We start from the raw sequence: 18,195 nt of genomic DNA on the forward strand, positions 1-18,195 counted from the left end.
ATGCCGATCACGCAAGGCGGCAGAGAAGCGATCAAGGCGAGGAGCTTGGCTCGCGCCACGTTCGGACGCACCAACTCTGGTTTGCCGGCTTCATTGACTGCGTGCACGGCGAAAACGGACTTGGCGAGATCGATGCCGACATACAAAATAGCCATGGACTTCCCCTTCCGAGTGAGTTGATGGAACTTCGCAATCCCATCGTGGCACTTTGTTGCCGGCAGCCGCAATACGCAGCGGCTTAATCGGGACGGGGAAGTCCCTTCCATTCGATAAGGGCTCGGATTATCGACCATCTGACGCACGGAGCAACGCCGCCCCCCATCCTGGCGCTAGCACGGTTAGCATCATGTTCTCGGACTAGCCCAGGAGCGTTGTCATGGCATCGCGTCGGCGCGTCGATCCCCTACCGGTCGTGCTCCAGTTCATAGTTGACCACGCCCAGCGCCTGCACGGCAACGATGGCAAACGAGCAACCCTGCGCGGCTCGTGCACGACTTGCCAGATGCAATTGACCAACTACTTGTGGCCACTCGCTTCAAGGCAAGGTCGGGGCCGATGGCTCTGAACACTCTGACGCACCGCGTTTCCGTGCTTTCCAAGGCACATCAGGTCCTGCATGTTGTGAACCCCTGCGCGCATGCCGTAGTACGCGAGCTGTTGAGAACGGTGCGGGTCGGCTATGCACGGCGGCAGGTCCATCCGCGCCAGCAGGCAGCTCTGACGCGCGATCCTCTGGAAGCAATGTTGGCTACTTGCGAGGCGTCACCGCGAGGGGTAAGAGATCGTGCACAGCTTCTCTTAGCCTGGGCGAAACGCGGGGTTGCGGCATCAGATGAAGCGTTCACGGCGGTCTCCTTTTGCGTGCATTGATGTTCGCCCGCGCAGCCGGTTTGAACTAGCCGCTTCGCGCACTCGCTATCCGCAAACTGCTGGTACTTGCGTTGGAGCCATAGAAGGAGGCTCATCGGAGACCGTGCCGTGCAGCAGTTCTCAGGCGCTTCGCTTCCTCAAGGAGGCGGCTGTCACGACGCAGGGGACCTGCCGCTCGATCAAGAGCTGGGGGGTCGCGTGTAGAAGTCCAGGAACAGCGTGGCCCAACAATGGAAGCCGTCCCCCTCCCGCGGGCGAAACTTCGCGCTTGGCGCTAGGGCCGGGTGCGGATCGTTCCCTTCTCGGTGGTCAGTGCAGAGAGCCGGCCACCCTCAGTCTCGACGCCTGGCGCCGCGCAGCCCTGATGCACTGTTCCGCCAAGTCTAAAAAGGCCCGCGCTGCAGTCGGGGGAGTGCGGCACGGGCTAGCAATTCCGTCGCTAGGAGCAAAGACGCCGCCTTTCCAAAGCTTGCCGGCCGCCCGACCGCGTTGCGCCGCCTCTTCCGGGGTCAGCATTTGGGTTCTCACATCAACGGTGCGCGCAAACTCCCCCCAGCGGGCCCAGCAGCCAGTTCCTTTTCGCTGTGGCCCGCGCGCAACGTGCGATCATCTTCTCGGGCAGGATGCCGGCCACCTTGGCCGCCAATGCCTGGTAGCTGTCCTGGTACGGGGTGCACGCCCCAGATCTCCAGATCGCCGTCCGCGTTCATGCGCACCGCCGCATTCAGCGGTTCCATCGGCGCGTGGGCCGGGAATGGAAACTCGTCGCCTGCCTCGATGACCTTACCTATGGCCACGCGAAGGGCCTGCCGGTCCCCGGTTCCGGTCGCTGTCCAGTTCATCGCCGACATCGTCGCGCGCAAGGCGTCGGATGCGGCTTCCAAGGCCGGGCGTGGGGCCGCCGGACATGGACTAGGCACACGTGGCCAACGGGTATAAGGCGCGGCTGGGCGCGCCCGCGCAAGCAGCGCGCGCTCACCAAGCGAGGCGGCCGGGCCGGTGGTGCGAAGCGAGGAAAGGGCAAGTCTGGTGACGGGGACGACGACTCCTTTGATGATCGTACGATCATTAATAAGGTGGCGCGCGGCGTATTGCAGGGGTGGCGCGCTACGGCTCCTACTCCAGACGCCGCAGGAAAGCCGGCCAGGAAGGCCGCTACGCACTGATCGAGGGAGCCGGTCGAGCTTGCGCAGCGCGGCAGTCGTGAATCCACTTGCGCATCCCAATGAAAAAACGCTCGAATGCAACGACCAGGCAAGCTTCGACCTGCTCGTCCTCGGCCTCCGCGCTCCTGCGGTTCCGGCAAGTCGAAGACGTGGCGCAGCTTGCGCGCAATCAAAAAAGGTGCGCCCACGCAGGCGCCAGTGGTACTTCTGGTTGATGCCGACCCGGCTCATGGCCTCGAACACGATGCGCACCCACTCATTGCGCAGCACGTACGGCGCGAGTCCTTCAGTTAGCGCCGCAGCCGTGACCAGCGCCTCCTTTGCCTAAGTAACGATACAGCAGCGTTGCGTGATGCCGAGTTCGCGGGTCAGGGGCCGGGTGCTGGCGTCGAAGCGGTCGCGAAAAGACACGCCGGCTGCCTGTCCGGCGCTTGCTTGCGCTCGCGCGCCGGTCCGGCAGCGATGGTTACGTGACGAAGAACACCAGCGCTTGCAATGCACCAATTATCGATTGACAAATAAAGACCGCTCCGGCTAAACTTATCGAACGATAAATATCAGTGTGCGTCGCGCCGCGGCGCGCACTCAACCGGAGAGTCACGATGTCGAACTTCCTGAACCCCGAGGCCGCGCACGGCCTGCACATCGACGGGACGCCGCGCACCGCCTTGGCCGGCGGCACGATGCCCATCATCGCACCCGGCAGCGGCGACATCATCGCGAATGTGGTCGACGGCCAAGCGGCGGATGTGGACGCCGCCGTGGCCAGTGCTCGACGCGCCTTTGTATCGCCAGAGTGGCGCGACATGTCGGTGCGCACCCGGGGCCGCCTGGTCAACAAGCTGGCCGACGTGATGGAGGCGAACATGGACGAGCTGTATCAGCTCGAATCGCTCAACAATGGCCGCCCGCTACGCGAAACCCGCGCGCAACTTGGGCGCGTGCCAGAGCTCTTCCGCTACAACGCCGCGCTGGCGCTGGCGCGGCGCGACGCGACGATCCCGGTGGAGGGTGACTACCACGCGTTCACGGTCCGGACGCCGCTGGGCGTCGTCGCCAACATCACGCCGTTCAACCATCCGCTGCTTATTGCGTGCCGCAACCTAGCGCCGACTTTCGCGTCTGGCTGCACCACGGTGGTCAAGCCGTCGGAACTGACACCACTGACCACGCTGCGCCTGGCCCGGCTGTTCGCAGATGCGGGCCTCCCGCCCGGCGTCTTCAATGTGGTCACGGGTGGCGCTGCGGCTGGTCGCGCGTTGTCCGAGCACCCTGACATCGACAAACTCGTATTGACGGGCGGCACCGAGGCCGGCCGGAACGCAGGCTCGGCCGCGGCGCGAAACTTCGCGCGCCAGACGCTCGAACTCGGTGGCAAGACACCGGTGATCGTCTTCGACGACTACAGCGTCAAGCAGGCGGTCGACTACGCGGCCTTCGGGGCCTTCGCAGGCGCCGGGCAGACCTGCGTGTGCGCGGCGCGCCACATCGTGCAGCGCCCGGTCTACGACGAGTTCGTCGCCCGGCTTGCCGAGAAGGCCGACGCGCTGGTGGTCGGCGACCCCGCCGATCCGGCCACGCAGATGGGTCCGGTAATCTCCGAACGCCAACGTCAGCGCGTGCTGGAGTACGTCGAGGTTGGTCTGGCTGAGGGCGCCCGCCTCGCCGCAGGCGGCGTGGTTCCGCCGTCGCTGCGCAGCTCCAGGGGCTTCTACGTGCGGCCGACCGTGTTCGCCGACGTCGCACCCACTATGCGCATCGCACGCGAGGAGGTCTTCGGCCCGCTTACCGTGGTGATCCCCTTCGACACCGAGGCCGAGGCACTGGCTATCGCCAACGGTTCGGAGTATGGACTGGCCGCCGCCGTTCGGACGCGTGACGTCGCCCGTGCACACCGCGTTGCGCGCGCGCTCGAGGCCGGAATTGTCTGGGTCAACGACCACCACCGCGTGGACGCCGCGTCGCCATGGGGCGGCGTGAAGCTCTCGGGCATCGGGCGTGAATTCGGCCAGGAAGCGTTCGACGGCTACTTTGAAACCAAAGCAGTGATGGTCAATGTCGGCGATGAACCTTTCGACTGGTTCGACATGCAAGCCACCACGCGGCTGAACTGATCGTGCGCCGGCCGACGACGTAATCCCCACGCAATCAGGAGACTTTTCCATGCTGAACGCTTGCCTGCGGCGCCGCGCCGCCGCCCCTCTTCTCATCGCCGCGCTCGGTCCGCTGAGCGCCTCGATTTCCGCCGCGCAGGAGCCAAAGGTGATTCGCATCATCGTGCCGTTCGGCCCCGGCACGCCGCTTGACGTCGCGGCCCGCGACATCGCGCAGGAAATGCGTGGCGTGCTCAACCAAAACATCATCGTGGACAACAAGCCCGGGGCGGCTGGGATGATCGGCGGCGCCGAACTGGCGCGGACTACCGACCCGGCGACGACGTTCATGGTTACGACGCACAACACCGTCGTGATTAATCCGCACCTGTACAAGAAGATGATCTACGACCCGGTGAAGGATTTCGCCCCGATCGGTCTGGTCGGCAGCGCCGGATATGTGCTGGTCGCTCGGCTCGACGCGCCGTTTCGCACGCTGGATCAGTATCTCGCCGCCGCGCGCGCGCGGCCGAAGCAGATCAGCTACGGCTCGCTCGGCGTAGGCAGCGGGCCACACCTGTGCGGCGAAAAATTGGTCGCGCAGACCGGCGTCAAATTGCTGCATGTGCCTTACACGACTGGAAGCATCACCAGTGTCGTGGGTGGCCAGGTTGATACGTCGTGGGAGCCGTATGCGACGGCGGCACCGTTTTTTCAGAGCGGCAAGCTGTTGGCGCTCGGCGCGAGCACGCCCTACCGCCCGTCCATCTTCCCGCCCGAGGTGCCCCTGCTCCCGCAGTTGCTGCCCGGCTACGAGTGCACGAGCTGGATCGGGATGTTCGCCTCTTCACGGGCCGGTGACGCGGTCGTGACCCGGATGGCCGACGCCTTGCAGCAGGTCGTGAAGTTGCCCGCCTTCCAGCAGCGCTTGCGCACCAACGGCTTCGAGCCTCGACCCGGCACGCCGGCAGATTTGCGCAAGCAGGTAGATGTCGACTACAAGAGTTGGTCGAAGATCGTCCGCGATGCCGCCATAGAACTGGATTGACGGCCTTTCACGCACCCCGCGACCCTTCGATGTTTCGAGGAAAAGACCAATGCTTTACACCTGCGCACCCGGTTGTCGGGATCCACGCCATCGCCACGGCCCGACGGGCTGGACCAGTGCGGCGCCTCGGCCCTTCACGATCGATGTGCACTGCCACCGGCTGGATTCGTCCGTCGCCAAGAAGGCCGCCGTGCTCGAACCTGCCAAGCATGATCCAAGCACGATCTTCGCGAACGCGCTTACGCGTGAGACCAACGTTCGCCAGATGAGCGAGCGGGCCCCGCAGCTCACGGACGTCGACCGCCGCCTCGCCGACATGGACCGCATGGGGATCGACATGCAGGTGGTCAGCCCGGCGCCGTTCCAGTACCACTACTTCGCGCCCGCTGACAAGGGCGCGGCGCTGTCGCGTGAGATCAACGAGGGGCTGCAGGCTCTGGTGGCGGGTCACCCAGACCGGTTCGCGGCACTTGGCACGGTGCCCCTTCAGGACGCGGCGCTGGCGATGCGGGAGTTGACCCACGCCATGACGCAGCTTGAGCTCAAGGGGCTGGAGATCGGCACCAACGTCAACGGCATGGACCTGACGGACCCCCACCTCGGGCTGGAGCCGTTTTTCGCGCTCGCCAACGAACTCGGCGCGGTGCTGTTCCTGCACCCGGTCGGCTACAGTGACGGCGGCCGCCTGACCGAACACTACTTCAACAACGTGATCGGAAATCCGCTGGAAACCACAGTGGCCGCAAGCCACCTGATCTTCGCTGGCATACCCGCCCGATACCCCCGCATCAAGTTCATGCTGGCGCACGGTGGCGGCTACCTTGCGCACTACTGGGCGCGCATGGACCATGCGTGGCATGCCCGGCCGGACTGCCGAGGCGCCATCAACCGGCCCCCAAGCGACTACTTGCGTCGCATGTACTTCGATAGCGTTCTATTCGACCCGGTGCTGCTCGGCGGCCTCGTCGCACAATACGGCGCGCAGAACGTCCTGCTCGGCACGGACTACCCTTATGACATGGGCGAGGAGGATCCGGTGGGGTTGATCGCCGCCGTGCCACAGATGTCTGATGCCGAGCGCGCCAGCATCATGGGGCGCAACGCGGCGCATGTGTTCGGCCTGGCCAGCGTGCCCAACATGTCGAGGTTCCAGTGAGCGCCCTGTTCTCCCCTTACCAGCTCGGGCCCGTAGGCCTGACCAACCGCATCGTCGTCTCGCCGATGTGCCAATACATCGCCGAGGGCGGCCAAGCCGCTGACTGGCACCAGCAGCATCTGTCGCAACTCGCCATGTCCGGCGCAGGCCTGGTGATGCTCGAATCAACCGCGGTGGAACAGCGCGGCCGGATCACGCATGGCTGCCTAGGCCTGTATTCGCCGGAGTCGCAGGCCGCGCTCGAGCGCGTCATGACGAGCGTGCGGCCTGTCGCGGCGCCTGGTACGCGTTGGGGCATCCAGCTGGGCCATGCCGGGCGAAAGGCATCGACTCGGGTTCCCTGGTTAGGCGGACAGCATCTGTCCGAAGGCGACCCAGCCGCCGAGGGCCTGCCCTGGCCGACCGTCGCGCCGTCGGCATTGCCCTTCGGCGCCTGCGCGCGGCCCGGCGCCCTGAGCGCCGCAGCGCTCGATGACATAGAGGCGGCCTATATCGCTGCGGCGCGCGCTGCGGTGGCGCTGGGCTTCGATGTGGTCGAGCTGCACTGCGCGCACGGCTATTTGCTGCACCAGTTCCTCTCGCCGCTGTCTAACCGGCGCGACGATGCGTTCGGCGGCACCGCCGAAGGCCGCCAGCGCTTCCCGCTGCGTGTCGCCGCCGCGGTCAGGGCCGCGTTGCCGACGCACGTCGCCTTTGGCGCGCGCATCACCGCCGTCGAGTGGACCCCGGGCGGCCTCCAGATCGAAGACGCGCTGGACTTCACCCGGGCGCTGCAGCGTATCGGCGCGGACTACGTCTGCGTCAGCAGCGGCAGCGTCGATGCCGGCACGCGCATCCCGTTCGCGCCGGGGTTCCAGGTTCCGTTCGCCGCGCGCATCCGCCGCGAAACGGGCATCACGACGCGGGCGGTCGGTGCGATCGCCGATCCGTCGCAGGCCGAGACGATCGTTGCGCGCGGCGAGGCTGATCTGGTCGCCCTCGCACGCGCCTTCCTAGCCGACCCGCGCTGGGTCTGGCGCGCCGCCGAGGAACAGGGCCAGCGCATCTGGTATCCGCCTTCGTACGAACGCGCCAGGGGTCTTCGCGCCACTCCAACGGCCTGACGGCAAGGAGCCCCCGAGGTGACCGCTCAAGCCGAGCCAGCGGCCGACGTCGAGCCCGTCCTGGCGGTGATCCAGCACGAGGTTCGACCCGATGCGGTGGAGCGCTACGAGGCATGGCTGGCGCGCATCATGCCGGTGGCCGCGGACTTCGCCGGCCACCGGGGCGTGCATGTGATCCGTCCCGGACCAACGGGGCGGCGACGCTATACCGTGACCGTGCGCTTTGCGTCGGTCGGCTTCGCCAGGGCGTGGTTCGAATCAGCGACCCGCCGCGCCCTGATGCGCGAGGCCGAGCCACTGCTGGCGGTTGACGAAGCCATCCACACCCTCGCTGGTTTGGAACTGTGGTTCGAGCGCGGACAGGGCACGCCGGTGCGCTGGAAGCAGTTCGCGGTGACCGCCGCGGCGATTTATCCACTGACTTTGCTGGTGCCAGCCGCCTTGCAGGCGGCGCTGGCGTCGCTCGGCCTCGCGCTGCCGCTGCTGCTTCATCAGTTACTGGTCGCCGTCGGCATCGTCGCGGTGATGACGTGGGTCGTCATGCCATCGGTCGTTCGTGCTTTGTCCGGGTGGTTGTACCGACGCGAATGAATGCCGGGGCAAGCTGCCTGGGCCGCCTCCGCAGCCGGCAACGCGGAGCCCCGCGCGGGCCGCCTGGCGCGGAAGAACCTTAACCACTGGCATCTGCCCAACTATCCGGACCATCTATGCGCGAGCAGAATTGACGTCGATCAGCTCTGGAAGGCCTATAGCTGATGCAGCAGGGCCATCGTGCTGGGCATTCCTTGTCGTGGGTCCGGTCGCGACATTCGACCGCGAATGGAGCGTGGTAGCAGTTCCCATGCGCGAATGCGCATTGGGAGATTCAAGCGCATTGGCCGGACGCCGCTCGACACGTGCCGATCGCCGCCCCGCGGGCGAACGGAATGCGCGGTGATGACCAGCGCGACCTGCATCAATCGAACCGGATCACGACGCGCGAGCCGCAAGTGATTGCGGCGAATGCACTTCCGTGACGCGAATCCACAATCTGCGATGGGGAGTCCGCGGGCTCCGCATCGTTGGTGCGCGAACTCGGGCGCCGGGAGTTGATCTCGTGCTCGGCCAAGCGCTGCGGTGGCCGCACCCTCATCCCATGTAAAGGGGTACGGCTGTTTCCTTCATCACAGCCTCGCTGGTGCGGTACTTCTCGGCCATCTCGCGCTCATGCGGCGTGCGAATCTGCGCCTGCATATAGGCGCCCAATGCTCTGGCATGCTCGACGATGAATTCGCCGAACTGGACCCGCAGCTTCTCATAGACTTTGAGCGCGGCCACGATGTCCGCGTTATCCGCCAGTGCTTTGACAAGTTCAACCGCGTCGCCCGCAGCCTTGGTGACGCCCATGCCGCAATGCGGGCGTGCCACGAACGCTGCATCGCCCAGCAGGACCACCCGGCCGAAGGCGAGTTGCCGAGACTCCAGATCGAAGATGGGTTGAAAAAAGAGGCTTTCGGTCTTCTCGACCATCTCCGCAAACTGGGGTGCAAGCACGTCGCGCGCGGCTTGCCGAGTGTGCGCCAACAATTCGGGCCGGATCAGCGGAGGCGGAATGCCATCGGGCCAGTGCTTGCCGGTCGCATCGGTCACCATGTCGCGCAAGGTGGTCGACTCGTCCGCAGGACGGTACCAGACAAAGTTGTAGCGACGCTTGCCAAGCTCGACCGCATTGTTCTTGCCCGCTACCGGGTAAGCGATCATCTGTTCCTGCGGCGGCAACCCGAAGGCGAAGTACGGGAACATCTCTTTTCTCGCGCGCTCGGAGAGCGCCGACTCCTCCACCAACCCGCGCCAGGCGATGTACCCCGCGTACTGCGGCTTGGACGCCGGCACCAAGGCGCTGCGTATGATCGAACGCAAACCGTCCGCGGCGACCAGCAGGTCCGCGGTGACGACTTCCCCGTCTGCGAAGCGTGCCGTCACCGAGCGCTCGTCCTGCTCGAACGACACCAAGCTCTTGCCGTTGTGATACCGCCCGCTGGGAAAGGCCGATCTCAATACGCTGAAGAGCCTGCTCCAGGCAGTCAGAGTCTGCGGCAAATCTCTTGCTCCAACCTGGGCACCGTCACGGCCGAGCGTCACACGCTGCGCGACCTTCACGCCGATGGAGTCATCGACTGTGACGCCAGCATGGACCAGCGCGTCCAACAACTCGGGATGTGTCACGATGCCCGCGCCACGGCCCTCCAACTCCTCGGCCACGCGCTCGTATACATGCACGTCCCAGCCTGCTCGCACAAGCAGATTGGCCGCGAACAGGCCGCCTAAGGAGCCGCCGACCACAATGGCTTTTTTTCCGGGTGTCATGAAATGTCTCCTTGTTGGTGCGTTCAATCGCCGGCTTGTTCAGTTGTGGCGCCCAGTGACCGCTGCACTTCCGCTTCGGCAGCCGGGAAGTTCAGTTCGATGGTGACACCCGAAGGATCTTCGAAGAAGACCTGGTGCAGCCCGAGACTTGGGACCGTGCGCTCTCGATAAGCAAGCCCCGCCCGGCGCAGGCGAACATGCATGTCAAGCAGATCAGCAGCCAGGAAGGCCAAGTGGTCCACGGCGCCGCTGCCGCGCAAGTTTTCGCCCTTGTCGCCGAGATAGTCCTTCAAGCCGTCCGGGTCGTGCGGGTCGATGCCTATGAGATGAACGACCCCAAAGTCAGCCTCGTCGTCGCCACGATAAAGCCATACGCCAGGAAAGTTGAACGGCGGTCGGAACCCCTCGTGGAAGCCGAGCACCTCCGCGTAAAAGCGTTTAGATGCATCGAGATCTGGCGTGCGCACTGAAAAATGGGCCAGCTTGTTGATCGGCATGAATTGCTCCTAGATCCAGCTAAGTTATCGAAAGATAAATAGTAAGCCGAAAACAGCGGGGCCGCAAGCGGCTTTTTTCAAGGGCTGCAGCCGGCAGGCGCCCCGCGGGCTTATCAAGCTGCCCTAGCTGCCTTGAGCGCAGCGGGCGCGCCACATACGAACGCCTCCACGCGCATGCTGATAACCCTCTCCAGATTCTTCGGTGTGGGCATGTCGTAAATCCACTTCCTGACACCGATGTAGAACACGCTGGAGTGCATGGCCCATACGAGGTCGACTTCGTCCTCCTCGGCGACGCTGTCGGCTGGCTCAGGGATGTCGTAGGCGTGGCGCATTTCGCGAGCGATGACAAGAAAGTGACGTTCGCGCAACCGCGCAAGATACTTTTGGTTGATACCGGCCCGGCTCAGCCCCGCGTACATGAAGATGCGGACCCATTCGCTCCTGAGCACGAAGCGGGCGTAATCCGTCAGGTAACGCTTGAGTCGCTCCGCGAACGGCACCGCCCGGTCCACCAGCCACTCCTCCCATTCGGGGTTCCATCTTCTGATGAACACCTCCTCATAGACCCGGTCCACCAAAGCCTCCTTGGTCGGGAAGTATCGATACAGCAAGGGCTGCGTTATCCCGAGTTCTTTGGCCAGATCGCGTGTGCTGGCGTCGAACCCCTGGCGCGCGAAGAATGCAATCGCCCCCTGCAGGATCTGATGCTCACGGTCTTCGGACGCCAGTCGCCGGCGAGTGATCGATTTGCCCTGCGTCGATGTGGTGCTTTGGGCGATGTCTTGCCTTGCCAGTGCCATATGTATCTCCGGGTTTGTCCCAGTTAATTTATCGTTTGACAAATAAGAAGAGTTGCATAAAACTTATCAATCGATCAACAGCATAGCAGCCGCCCCTCGCAACTGCAACCCGGAGACTCCCGATGACCCAAGCCAGCCATATTTACCTTCGCCCACGTGTCCGCTGGACGCAGGGCGCCGCCACCATGCTGCTGGCTGTCGCAGCCACTGCTGCCGCCCACGCCCAGCCGATCAAGATCGGCCTGCCCGTGCCACTGACCGGTCCGTATGGCGCCGAAGCAAAGGACCAAGTTCGCAACGCTGAGCTCGCAATCAAGGAATTCAACGATGCGGGCGGCATGGGCGGACGCAAGGCCGAACTGCTGGTCCGTGACGACAAGCTCAACCCGGGTGAGGCGGCCACTCGCACGCTCGAGCTTCTTGAGAAGGATCAGGTTAATTTCATTGTGGGCGGGCTTTCGGCCGCGACGCAGCTGTCGATCAATAACGTTACCAAGCAGCGCAAGGTCATCTATGTGTCGATCAGTCAGTCCGACGCGATCAACGAAGCCGCCGATGCCAGCGCTTACACGTTTCACGAAGCGTTGAACCCCCACATGACGACGCAGGCGGTGGGCAGGTACGTGTTCAAGAAAGGGATGCGCGTGGCGTTTCTGACCGCCGACTACGCCTACGGGCAGGAGATGACGCGGGGCTTCTCGCGAGTGGCCAAGGAGGTCGGCGCCGAAGTGGTCGGCGAGGTCAAGCACCCGCTCGGACACTCTGACTATTCGACGTTCCTTCCGCGCATTCAGGCCATGAAGCCCGACGTGCTGGTGTTCAACAATTTCGGTCGCGACAACCAGATATCGATCAAGCAGGCCAGCGACTTCGGCATGAAGAAGAGCATCAAGTTCGCCACGCCCATCATGACCTACACGTCCCGTGTCGCAGGCGGCGCCACAGCCTACGAGGGCGTGGTCGGCGGCACGCAGTACTTCTGGGAAATCGAGGGCAACACCGCGACGGCCAAAGCCTTCAATACGGCCTTTCGCGCCGCGAACGATGGCAGGTACCCCTCAGACTATGGTGCGATGGCCTATTCAGCCGTCAAGTCGCTGCTGACGGCCGTCAAGGCAGCCGGCTCCACGGACAGCGACAAGGTTGGCGCTGCACTGCGCGCGCTCAAGTACGACACCTATAAAGGTCAGCAGTACTACCGCACCTGCGACAACCAGTCGGTTCAATCCGTCTTGGTCATCGAATCGGCTGCCAAGGACGCTCGTGACCCTAGCGATGTCTTCAAGGTGCTCCACGTCGAGCCTGCGAGCGAAAAGCTGCTGCGCTCGTGCCAGGAACTTGGCTTGAAGTGAGCGGGCAACTTTCTATAGCTCGTCATGACCTCATCGATAAAACCGCAAGGCCTGCACGGCCTCCACCTGACGCCGCAGGCGGCCTGACGGCCCTTGCCCGGAGACAACCATGGATGGCATTACCCCACAGCTACTCGCCCTGCAGCTTTTCACCGGTATGGCGCTGGGTGCGATCTACGTGCTCTTGGCCGTAGGCCTGTCCCTGATATTTGGCATGTTGACCGTCGTCAATTTCGCACACGGTGCGTTCTTCATGCTTGGCGCCTACGTCGGCCTGTTCGCCGCCGAGATGACCGGCAGCTTTTGGGCTGCACTGGTTTTCGCGCCGCTGGCAGTTGCCGCCGTCGGCACGCTGTGCGAGCGTTGGCTCATCCGGCCGCTTTATGGGCGCGGCATCGACTACCCGCTGCTGCTCACTTTCGGGCTGGCTTACATGATGGTCGAAGCGGTTCGCATGGTGTTTGGCAAGTCCGGGATGCCTTTTGACACGCCGGAGGTCCTGCAGGGTGCGACAAATCTGGGCTTCGCAGACTTTCCGACCTATCGTCTATTCGTTATCGCAGTCGTGGCCGTGTTACTGGTAGCACTGTGGCTGCTGATCGAACGCACTTCGTTCGGGCTCATCGTGCGTGCCGGAGCGCGTGACGCGGTCATCGTCCGCGTGCTGGGCGTGGATGTATCTCGTGTCTGGCTCATCGTTTTTGGCGTTGGCACCGGCATTGCAGCGCTGGCCGGCGTGCTCTCCGCGCCGCTGCAGGGCGTCTCGCCGGAGATGGGAACGTCCGTTCTTACGGTGGCCTTTGTCGTGACGGTGGTCGGCGGCATGGGCTCGCTCATGGGCGCGGTCGTAGCAGGCTTGCTGGTCGGCGTGGTCGAGAGCCTGGCCGTTCTGTTTTTTCCCGAGGCCGCCAAGGTCTCGATGTTCGTCATCATGGCCGCAGTGCTCCTAGTGCGCCCACAGGGCCTGTTCGGCCGCGCCGGCCTGATGGCATGAAGGACTTCACCATGAACCCCGCAATCACTACTGTCCCAGCATCCGATTCCAGCTTCATGTCTCGCGGGCTGCGCCGCATAGGGGACCACCGCATCCTGGCTACGGTCTTGTTCTTCGCGGTCTTTCCTTGGCTCATGCCCTACCAGTCCTTGTCCATCAACATCCTGATCTACGGGCTGTTCGCAGTGGGCTTCAACCTGCTGTTCGGCTACACCGGTCTGCTCTCTTTTGGGCATGCGGCTTTTCTGGGTGTCGGCGCCTACACCGCCGGTATCCTCATCGCCCAGCATGGGGTGCTGTGGTGGGCCGCGATTCCGGCCGCAATCCTGGCCGCCTGCGCCGTAGCGCTGGTGATGGGGCTGTTTGCCATTCGCACCCGCGGCATCTACTTCGCGATGGTGACGCTGGCGCTTTCGCAGTGCGTGTACTTCCTGATCTACCAGTTGCCGGCCTCGGGTGGGGAGAATGGGTTGCGCGGCGTCAATGTAAGCAACGTGAACCTATTCGGTTTGCACTTGAATTTGCTTGACCCGATGCAGAAGTACTACTTCATCTTCGGCTTCGTGGCGCTGGCGATGGCAGCGCTGTCGCGCATCCTTTCATCAGCGTTCGGCGGCGTGATCGAAGCGGTGCGCGAGAACGAAGCCCGCGCGCGTGCCTGTGGCTTCGATATCGAACGTACCAAGCTGCTGTCTTTCGTGCTTTCGGCAGCATTCTGCGGGCTGGCAGGTGCGCTCAGCGCCATCCATCTATCAAGCGTGCCGATCGAGACGCTGCACTACGCCACGTCAGGTCTGGTGGTGATGCTCTGCCTGTTAGGCGGCATGGGCACCTATTTCGGGCCGTTTGTGGGTGCAGCGCTGTTCCTGCTCATCCAAGATCTCGCCTCCGCATGGACAGAGCACTGGCAGTTATATGTTGGTGGCATCTTCGTCTTCTTCGTGCTGTTCTTCCCCAAGGGAGTTTGGGGCACATCCCTCGAAAGGATCCGTCATGGTCGCTGAAGCCATTATCGAAACCCGGGCCGTGGGCATGAGCTTTGGCGGCTTCAAGGCGCTCAGCGGGGTCAGCGTGGGCATCCACGCCGGAGCACTCACGTCCATCATCGGACCGAACGGTGCCGGCAAGAGCACCTTCTTCAATGTGCTGTCGGGCGCGTTCGCGCCCAGCCAGGGCCAAGTGCTTTTTATGGGGCGGGACATTACTGGCACGAGGCCGCACCAGTTCGCCCACATCGGGATCGCCAAGTCTTTCCAAATCACAAACCTGTTTCCGAACTTCACGGCCATGGAGAACGTGCGCATTGCTTTGCAGGCCCATGTGTCGCGCTACGGCTTGTGGCGCCGCCGGGCCGCGCTTCAGAACCTGCGCGAAGAGGCGGCTGCCCTGCTCGAAACGGTGGGACTCGCGGAGCGCGCATCTCGACCGGCACGTGAACTGGCCCATGGTCAACAGCGCGCGCTCGAGATCGCCGTCGCCCTGGCAGCGAAACCCAAGCTGCTGCTGATGGACGAACCGACCGCCGGCATGAGCCCGGAAGAGACCAAGGTGATGATGGACCTCATCCAGAAGCTGGTGCAGCAACGCACTGTGGTGCTGGTCGAGCACAAGATGAAGTTGGTAATGGGCATCAGCGAGCGCATCGTCGTTCTGCACCATGGCGAACTCATTGCCGAGGGCACCCCTAATGACATCCGGGCCAATGACCTCGTCAAGCGCGTTTACCTCGGCCAAGGCAGTCACTGAAAAGGAGCACAGCAATGCTACATATTGAGAAACTCAACGCCTGGTACGGACCTAGTCACATCCTGCAAGACGTAAGCCTGGAGGTAAACCAAGGCGAACTGGTCTGTCTCATCGGCCGCAACGGCGCGGGCAAAACGACCACGGTGAAAAGCGTTGCCGGCCTCATTCCCAAAGTGAAAGGCTCCGTTAAGTTCGAGGGCGAAGAAATCCTCGGCATGCCGGCACACGCCCGCTTCGCACGCGGCTTGGCCTACGTACCGGAGGAACGACGCATCGTTCCTGGCCTGACGGTAAGGGAGAACATCCGGCTCGGCCTGCTGGCTTCGCTGTTGCGCAAGCGCGAGTCCCAGGTCATCGACGAGATAGCCGAAACATTTCCGCGCCTGAAGGAGCGCCTGGACCAGAGCGCTATAACGATGTCGGGTGGCGAGCAACAGATGCTGGCCATCGCCCGTGCCGTCGCCTCGAAGCCCAAGTTCGTGCTGCTCGACGAACCCTCAGAAGGCATCATGCCGGCGCTCGTCGATGAGATGTTCGCGTATTTCACAGCACTGAAGCAGTCTGGCGTGACGATCCTGCTGATTGAGCAGAACGTGGAACTTGCTTTGCGCATCGCGGACCGAGCCTACATCCTCGACCAGGGCGAGGTTGTTTACCAGGGAACAGCGAAGGAAATGCTGGCCGACCAGGCGATCCAGGAGCGCTACTGCGCAGTATGAGTCAGTCTTGAACTGTACTGCTTTGCCCTAGGGAATCGGGGTATTCGAACAACTCGATGCAGCAGCGCACCAGCCTTGCGGCTCGCCCGCGTGTCTTTGAGCAGACGGATGATCTGCTGAGTGGCGTGTCACCGCCGCTTGAATACTCCCCACTTTGGCCGTTTGAAATTTCCCCAGTTTGAGAGACGTTGAAGCGCTGGCGGGCCGAGGCCCGCCAGCGCTTCGTGCACCTGACAGACCATGGCGCGTCCACAACTTTTCAAGCCACTGATTCATCGTGGTTAAGGATTGCCGGATGAGATTCGTGCCAGGTGCTGGGTTGCCCGATACCGTCCATGCAACCATTGTTTCGCGCGTCCCATTCGTCTTGATCATGCGCTCCACCTTCGCGAAGGTTCGATGGCGCGTATGAATGTTCTTCTGGTCGTCGACGTAATTGCGGTAGTCGATCATCGGAAGGTTAAGGTTTATGCCGGAATTCAGCCGTCCCGACTTGTATGCCTTCGCCACGACCTCGGGGTCGGCCGCGCTACGAACGGGGATGTTCCTGCCATCGAAGTCCAGGCCCCCTACTCGTTCGTTCAGATCCAGAAACTCATCCTTCGTGATAGCGCCGGCGTTGAGTGCCTGCAGTCCGTACTGAACGCCGACGTTGTCGTACGCGGACCTGGCAAAGCCTGTGACGGGATCCACCCCAAACGTAGTAACGTTACCGGACCAGTAGTCCCCCCGCGCGCCCTTCGGGTTGGTCGTGGCGTTGTACCGGAGGTCGGCAGTCACAGCGGAACCGAATTGGCCATTTGAAGGGTTCTGCCATACGTTCGCGAAGCCTTGCCACAAACCACGGCAGGTAGTCGAGTTGTCAGATGACACAGGGTATCCATCAACGGCCGAAACCTTGCTGACAGGCCACGTGCCCGCGGGAGCCTTGGCGAAGTAGTTCGCCAACACATTGCAATCCAAGACGTCCGCCACCACGGAGACTTGGTCGGGATAGGTCCTCACCGGAACGATGCCGTCAAGCAGACCAGGATAATTTTGCGCTATCAGGTGCAACTGCATGGACCCTCCGGAGGATCCCATACCAATCGTGAACCTCGGCATCCCGTAGTTCTCGATGAAGTGCTCCTTGATCATGGCCGTGGTCTCCGCCGATAAGACATCGTCCTGCCCAGTACCGAAAACGTTCCGGGTGCCCGTAGCGACAGCAAAGCCCATGTTGAGGGCGTCGTCAGTGGAGCGGATGCTGTCCTGCGCCTGGAGAGAGCTGTTGGCGGAATTCGAACCAGATCGATAGCCCGGGCCCGCTCCGCCGACATACTGATACATCAGCTTCCCGTTCCAGGTGGCACCAGGCTTCTTGCCACCAGCGGACCAGGGCCTGGAGATCGTGTTCGCAGGATCATCGAGGATCGCGATGCGGTAGATTGACTCGTTGATCGTTCCCGACTCCACGCGGACGATGTAATTCACGGTAAGGCCATCGATGGTGGTGGTCTGCGCCAAGTCGGCGGGGTAAGGCTGAGTCAGCGTGGTCAAGGGATCAAAACTGCCAGCCGTGGTCCGATAGAACCATTCGATCTTAGAAGGCGCCTCACATACATCGCCGCCTGTCGGAGCGCCCAACCCGGAGGCCGCGGTTTCACAGATCCACGGACGCTGATGTGGGCCGGAGAAGACCGGCCCGGAGATCGGATGGTTCGTCACGCTCAGTGTCGTTCCGGCGTTGATGAATCCTCGCTTGGCATTCACGGTGAGCGTATTGGTCCCCACGTCCAGGCCCTCGACCAGCGCAACCAGCGAGCCAGGCGCACCGCCGGGAACGAGAGTCGATGTGATGTCGACACCATTCCTGCGGAGCGTCACCACGTCCGACAAAGTCGTGTTCTTGTTCGCCTCCAGCTGCGCAGCGATCCCGGTCGGCAGATCCACTTGGACCAGCACATTCCCCCCGCTCACGATGTCCGCCAACGTGGAGAGAGCTTTCATCTTGAAAACTCCCGACTTAAGTCGCGGCGCTGACGCAAGAGCGCTGCTTGACGAAGGCGCGCTGCTCGACCAGTCACTACCTCCTCCGCCGCACGCGGTCAGGGATGCGACGATAGCCACAGACAGAGTGCCAAAAATCGACAAGTGCTTTTGGCGTGTAAGGCTCCGAGCCATGATTTGTCTCCTTGGGTCACCGGTGGGGGGGCTTCAGTCCTTCGCTTCGGCACGCCTCGAGCGATTTCGATCGTGCTTGATCACTGTAAGAATGGCAGGCCTTGTCGCTTGTTTGCTCCTTAACAATTCGGGACTAAAA

At 63.0% G+C, this 18,195-nt stretch carries 15 protein-coding genes and 1 pseudogene; 10 read left to right on the top strand and 6 right to left on the bottom strand.

Annotated features, from left to right (window positions below):
• Together AC3A6X_RS19295 and AC3A6X_RS19300 are read right to left on the bottom strand one after the other, a co-directional pair.
• Positions 1 to 155: pseudogene (locus AC3A6X_RS19295) on the bottom strand (IS110 family transposase); the annotation flags it as partial.
• A gap of 1,239 nt (positions 156 to 1,394) precedes the next feature.
• Entirely contained in the window at positions 1,395 to 1,754 is a 360-nt protein-coding gene (locus AC3A6X_RS19300; protein WP_487843710.1) for a hypothetical protein, read from the bottom strand.
• 884 nt (positions 1,755 to 2,638) lie between these two features.
• On the opposite strand from AC3A6X_RS19300, the gene AC3A6X_RS19305 reads away from it, so the two are divergent.
• The 5 genes from AC3A6X_RS19305 to AC3A6X_RS19325 are packed head-to-tail and all read left to right on the top strand — an operon-like array spanning position 2,639 to position 8,027.
• A complete protein-coding gene (locus AC3A6X_RS19305) occupies positions 2,639 to 4,150 on the top strand; it encodes an aldehyde dehydrogenase (protein ID WP_487843711.1) in 1,512 nt (503 codons plus the stop codon).
• Positions 4,151 to 4,199: 49 nt separating this feature from the next.
• The gene (locus tag AC3A6X_RS19310) at positions 4,200 to 5,177 is read left to right on the top strand and encodes a Bug family tripartite tricarboxylate transporter substrate binding protein (protein WP_487843712.1); all 978 of its coding nucleotides are present in this window, start codon (positions 4,200 to 4,202) and stop codon (positions 5,175 to 5,177) included.
• A gap of 49 nt (positions 5,178 to 5,226) precedes the next feature.
• A complete protein-coding gene (locus AC3A6X_RS19315) occupies positions 5,227 to 6,333 on the top strand; it encodes an amidohydrolase family protein (RefSeq protein ID WP_487843713.1) in 1,107 nt (368 codons plus the stop codon).
• Positions 6,330 to 7,436: an oxidoreductase gene (locus AC3A6X_RS19320; RefSeq protein ID WP_487843714.1), complete on the top strand. Its 1,107-nt coding sequence runs from the start codon at positions 6,330 to 6,332 to the stop codon at positions 7,434 to 7,436. Before AC3A6X_RS19315 ends, AC3A6X_RS19320 begins: the two co-directional genes overlap by 4 nt.
• Before the next feature lie 18 nt (positions 7,437 to 7,454).
• Complete coding sequence (locus tag AC3A6X_RS19325) at positions 7,455 to 8,027, top strand: antibiotic biosynthesis monooxygenase (RefSeq protein WP_487843715.1); 573 nt, start codon at positions 7,455 to 7,457, stop codon at positions 8,025 to 8,027.
• Between the two features lie 537 nt (positions 8,028 to 8,564).
• On the opposite strand, the gene AC3A6X_RS19330 is transcribed toward AC3A6X_RS19325, so the two are convergent.
• The 3 genes from AC3A6X_RS19330 to AC3A6X_RS19340 all read right to left on the bottom strand — a co-directional run bounded on the left by AC3A6X_RS19330 (position 8,565) and on the right by AC3A6X_RS19340 (position 11,082).
• Positions 8,565 to 9,782 carry an FAD binding domain-containing protein gene (locus AC3A6X_RS19330; protein ID WP_487843716.1) on the bottom strand — a complete coding sequence of 406 codons (1,218 nt, stop codon included), beginning with the start codon at positions 9,780 to 9,782 and terminating at the stop codon, positions 8,565 to 8,567.
• A 23-nt stretch (positions 9,783 to 9,805) separates the two neighbouring features.
• On the bottom strand, positions 9,806 to 10,279 hold the full coding sequence (locus AC3A6X_RS19335; RefSeq protein WP_487843717.1) for a VOC family protein: 474 nt from the start codon (positions 10,277 to 10,279) through the stop codon (positions 9,806 to 9,808).
• A gap of 113 nt (positions 10,280 to 10,392) precedes the next feature.
• On the bottom strand, positions 10,393 to 11,082 hold the full coding sequence (locus AC3A6X_RS19340; RefSeq protein ID WP_487843718.1) for a TetR/AcrR family transcriptional regulator: 690 nt from the start codon (positions 11,080 to 11,082) through the stop codon (positions 10,393 to 10,395).
• Positions 11,083 to 11,204: 122 nt separating this feature from the next.
• On the opposite strand from AC3A6X_RS19340, the gene AC3A6X_RS19345 reads away from it, so the two are divergent.
• The 5 genes from AC3A6X_RS19345 to AC3A6X_RS19365 all read left to right on the top strand — a co-directional run bounded on the left by AC3A6X_RS19345 (position 11,205) and on the right by AC3A6X_RS19365 (position 15,893).
• Positions 11,205 to 12,434, top strand: coding sequence for an ABC transporter substrate-binding protein (locus AC3A6X_RS19345; protein WP_487843719.1), 1,230 nt, complete (start codon positions 11,205 to 11,207; stop codon positions 12,432 to 12,434).
• A gap of 109 nt (positions 12,435 to 12,543) precedes the next feature.
• Complete coding sequence (locus AC3A6X_RS19350) at positions 12,544 to 13,428, top strand: branched-chain amino acid ABC transporter permease (protein WP_487843720.1); 885 nt, start codon at positions 12,544 to 12,546, stop codon at positions 13,426 to 13,428.
• Positions 13,425 to 14,432 (top strand): branched-chain amino acid ABC transporter permease, encoded by a 1,008-nt coding sequence (locus AC3A6X_RS19355; protein ID WP_487843721.1) that lies wholly within the window; start codon positions 13,425 to 13,427, stop codon positions 14,430 to 14,432. The genes AC3A6X_RS19350 and AC3A6X_RS19355 overlap by 4 nt, the downstream gene beginning before the upstream one ends.
• Positions 14,422 to 15,174, top strand: coding sequence for an ABC transporter ATP-binding protein (locus AC3A6X_RS19360; protein ID WP_487843722.1), 753 nt, complete (start codon positions 14,422 to 14,424; stop codon positions 15,172 to 15,174). The genes AC3A6X_RS19355 and AC3A6X_RS19360 overlap by 11 nt, the downstream gene beginning before the upstream one ends.
• Before the next feature lie 14 nt (positions 15,175 to 15,188).
• Positions 15,189 to 15,893 carry an ABC transporter ATP-binding protein gene (locus AC3A6X_RS19365; protein WP_487843723.1) on the top strand — a complete coding sequence of 235 codons (705 nt, stop codon included), beginning with the start codon at positions 15,189 to 15,191 and terminating at the stop codon, positions 15,891 to 15,893.
• A gap of 27 nt (positions 15,894 to 15,920) precedes the next feature.
• Here the strand turns inward: AC3A6X_RS19365 and AC3A6X_RS19370 are convergent, their stop codons facing one another.
• A complete protein-coding gene (locus tag AC3A6X_RS19370) occupies positions 15,921 to 17,882 on the bottom strand; it encodes a DUF6351 family protein (protein WP_487843724.1) in 1,962 nt (653 codons plus the stop codon).
• Positions 17,883 to 18,195 lie beyond the last annotated feature (313 nt).

This window comes from Variovorax sp. Soil_C_12 (assembly GCF_057657375.1).

Bases quoted from the DNA above. Each gene is read 5' to 3' on its own strand.
- AC3A6X_RS19305 (WP_487843711.1), top strand. From the start codon at position 2,639: ATGTCGAACTTCCTGAACCCCGAGGCCGCGCACGGCCTGCACATCGAC.
- AC3A6X_RS19310 (WP_487843712.1), top strand. From the start codon at position 4,200: ATGCTGAACGCTTGCCTGCGGCGCCGCGCCGCCGCCCCTCTTCTCATC.
- AC3A6X_RS19345 (WP_487843719.1), top strand. From the start codon at position 11,205: ATGACCCAAGCCAGCCATATTTACCTTCGCCCACGTGTCCGCTGGACG.
- AC3A6X_RS19355 (WP_487843721.1), top strand. From the start codon at position 13,425: ATGAAGGACTTCACCATGAACCCCGCAATCACTACTGTCCCAGCATCC.
- AC3A6X_RS19340 (WP_487843718.1), bottom strand. From the start codon at position 11,082: ATGGCACTGGCAAGGCAAGACATCGCCCAAAGCACCACATCGACGCAG.
- AC3A6X_RS19330 (WP_487843716.1), bottom strand. From the start codon at position 9,782: ATGACACCCGGAAAAAAAGCCATTGTGGTCGGCGGCTCCTTAGGCGGC.
- AC3A6X_RS19315 (WP_487843713.1), top strand. From the start codon at position 5,227: ATGCTTTACACCTGCGCACCCGGTTGTCGGGATCCACGCCATCGCCAC.
- AC3A6X_RS19360 (WP_487843722.1), top strand. From the start codon at position 14,422: ATGGTCGCTGAAGCCATTATCGAAACCCGGGCCGTGGGCATGAGCTTT.
- AC3A6X_RS19335 (WP_487843717.1), bottom strand. From the start codon at position 10,279: ATGCCGATCAACAAGCTGGCCCATTTTTCAGTGCGCACGCCAGATCTC.
- AC3A6X_RS19365 (WP_487843723.1), top strand. From the start codon at position 15,189: ATGCTACATATTGAGAAACTCAACGCCTGGTACGGACCTAGTCACATC.
- AC3A6X_RS19350 (WP_487843720.1), top strand. From the start codon at position 12,544: ATGGATGGCATTACCCCACAGCTACTCGCCCTGCAGCTTTTCACCGGT.
- AC3A6X_RS19370 (WP_487843724.1), bottom strand. From the start codon at position 17,882: ATGAAAGCTCTCTCCACGTTGGCGGACATCGTGAGCGGGGGGAATGTG.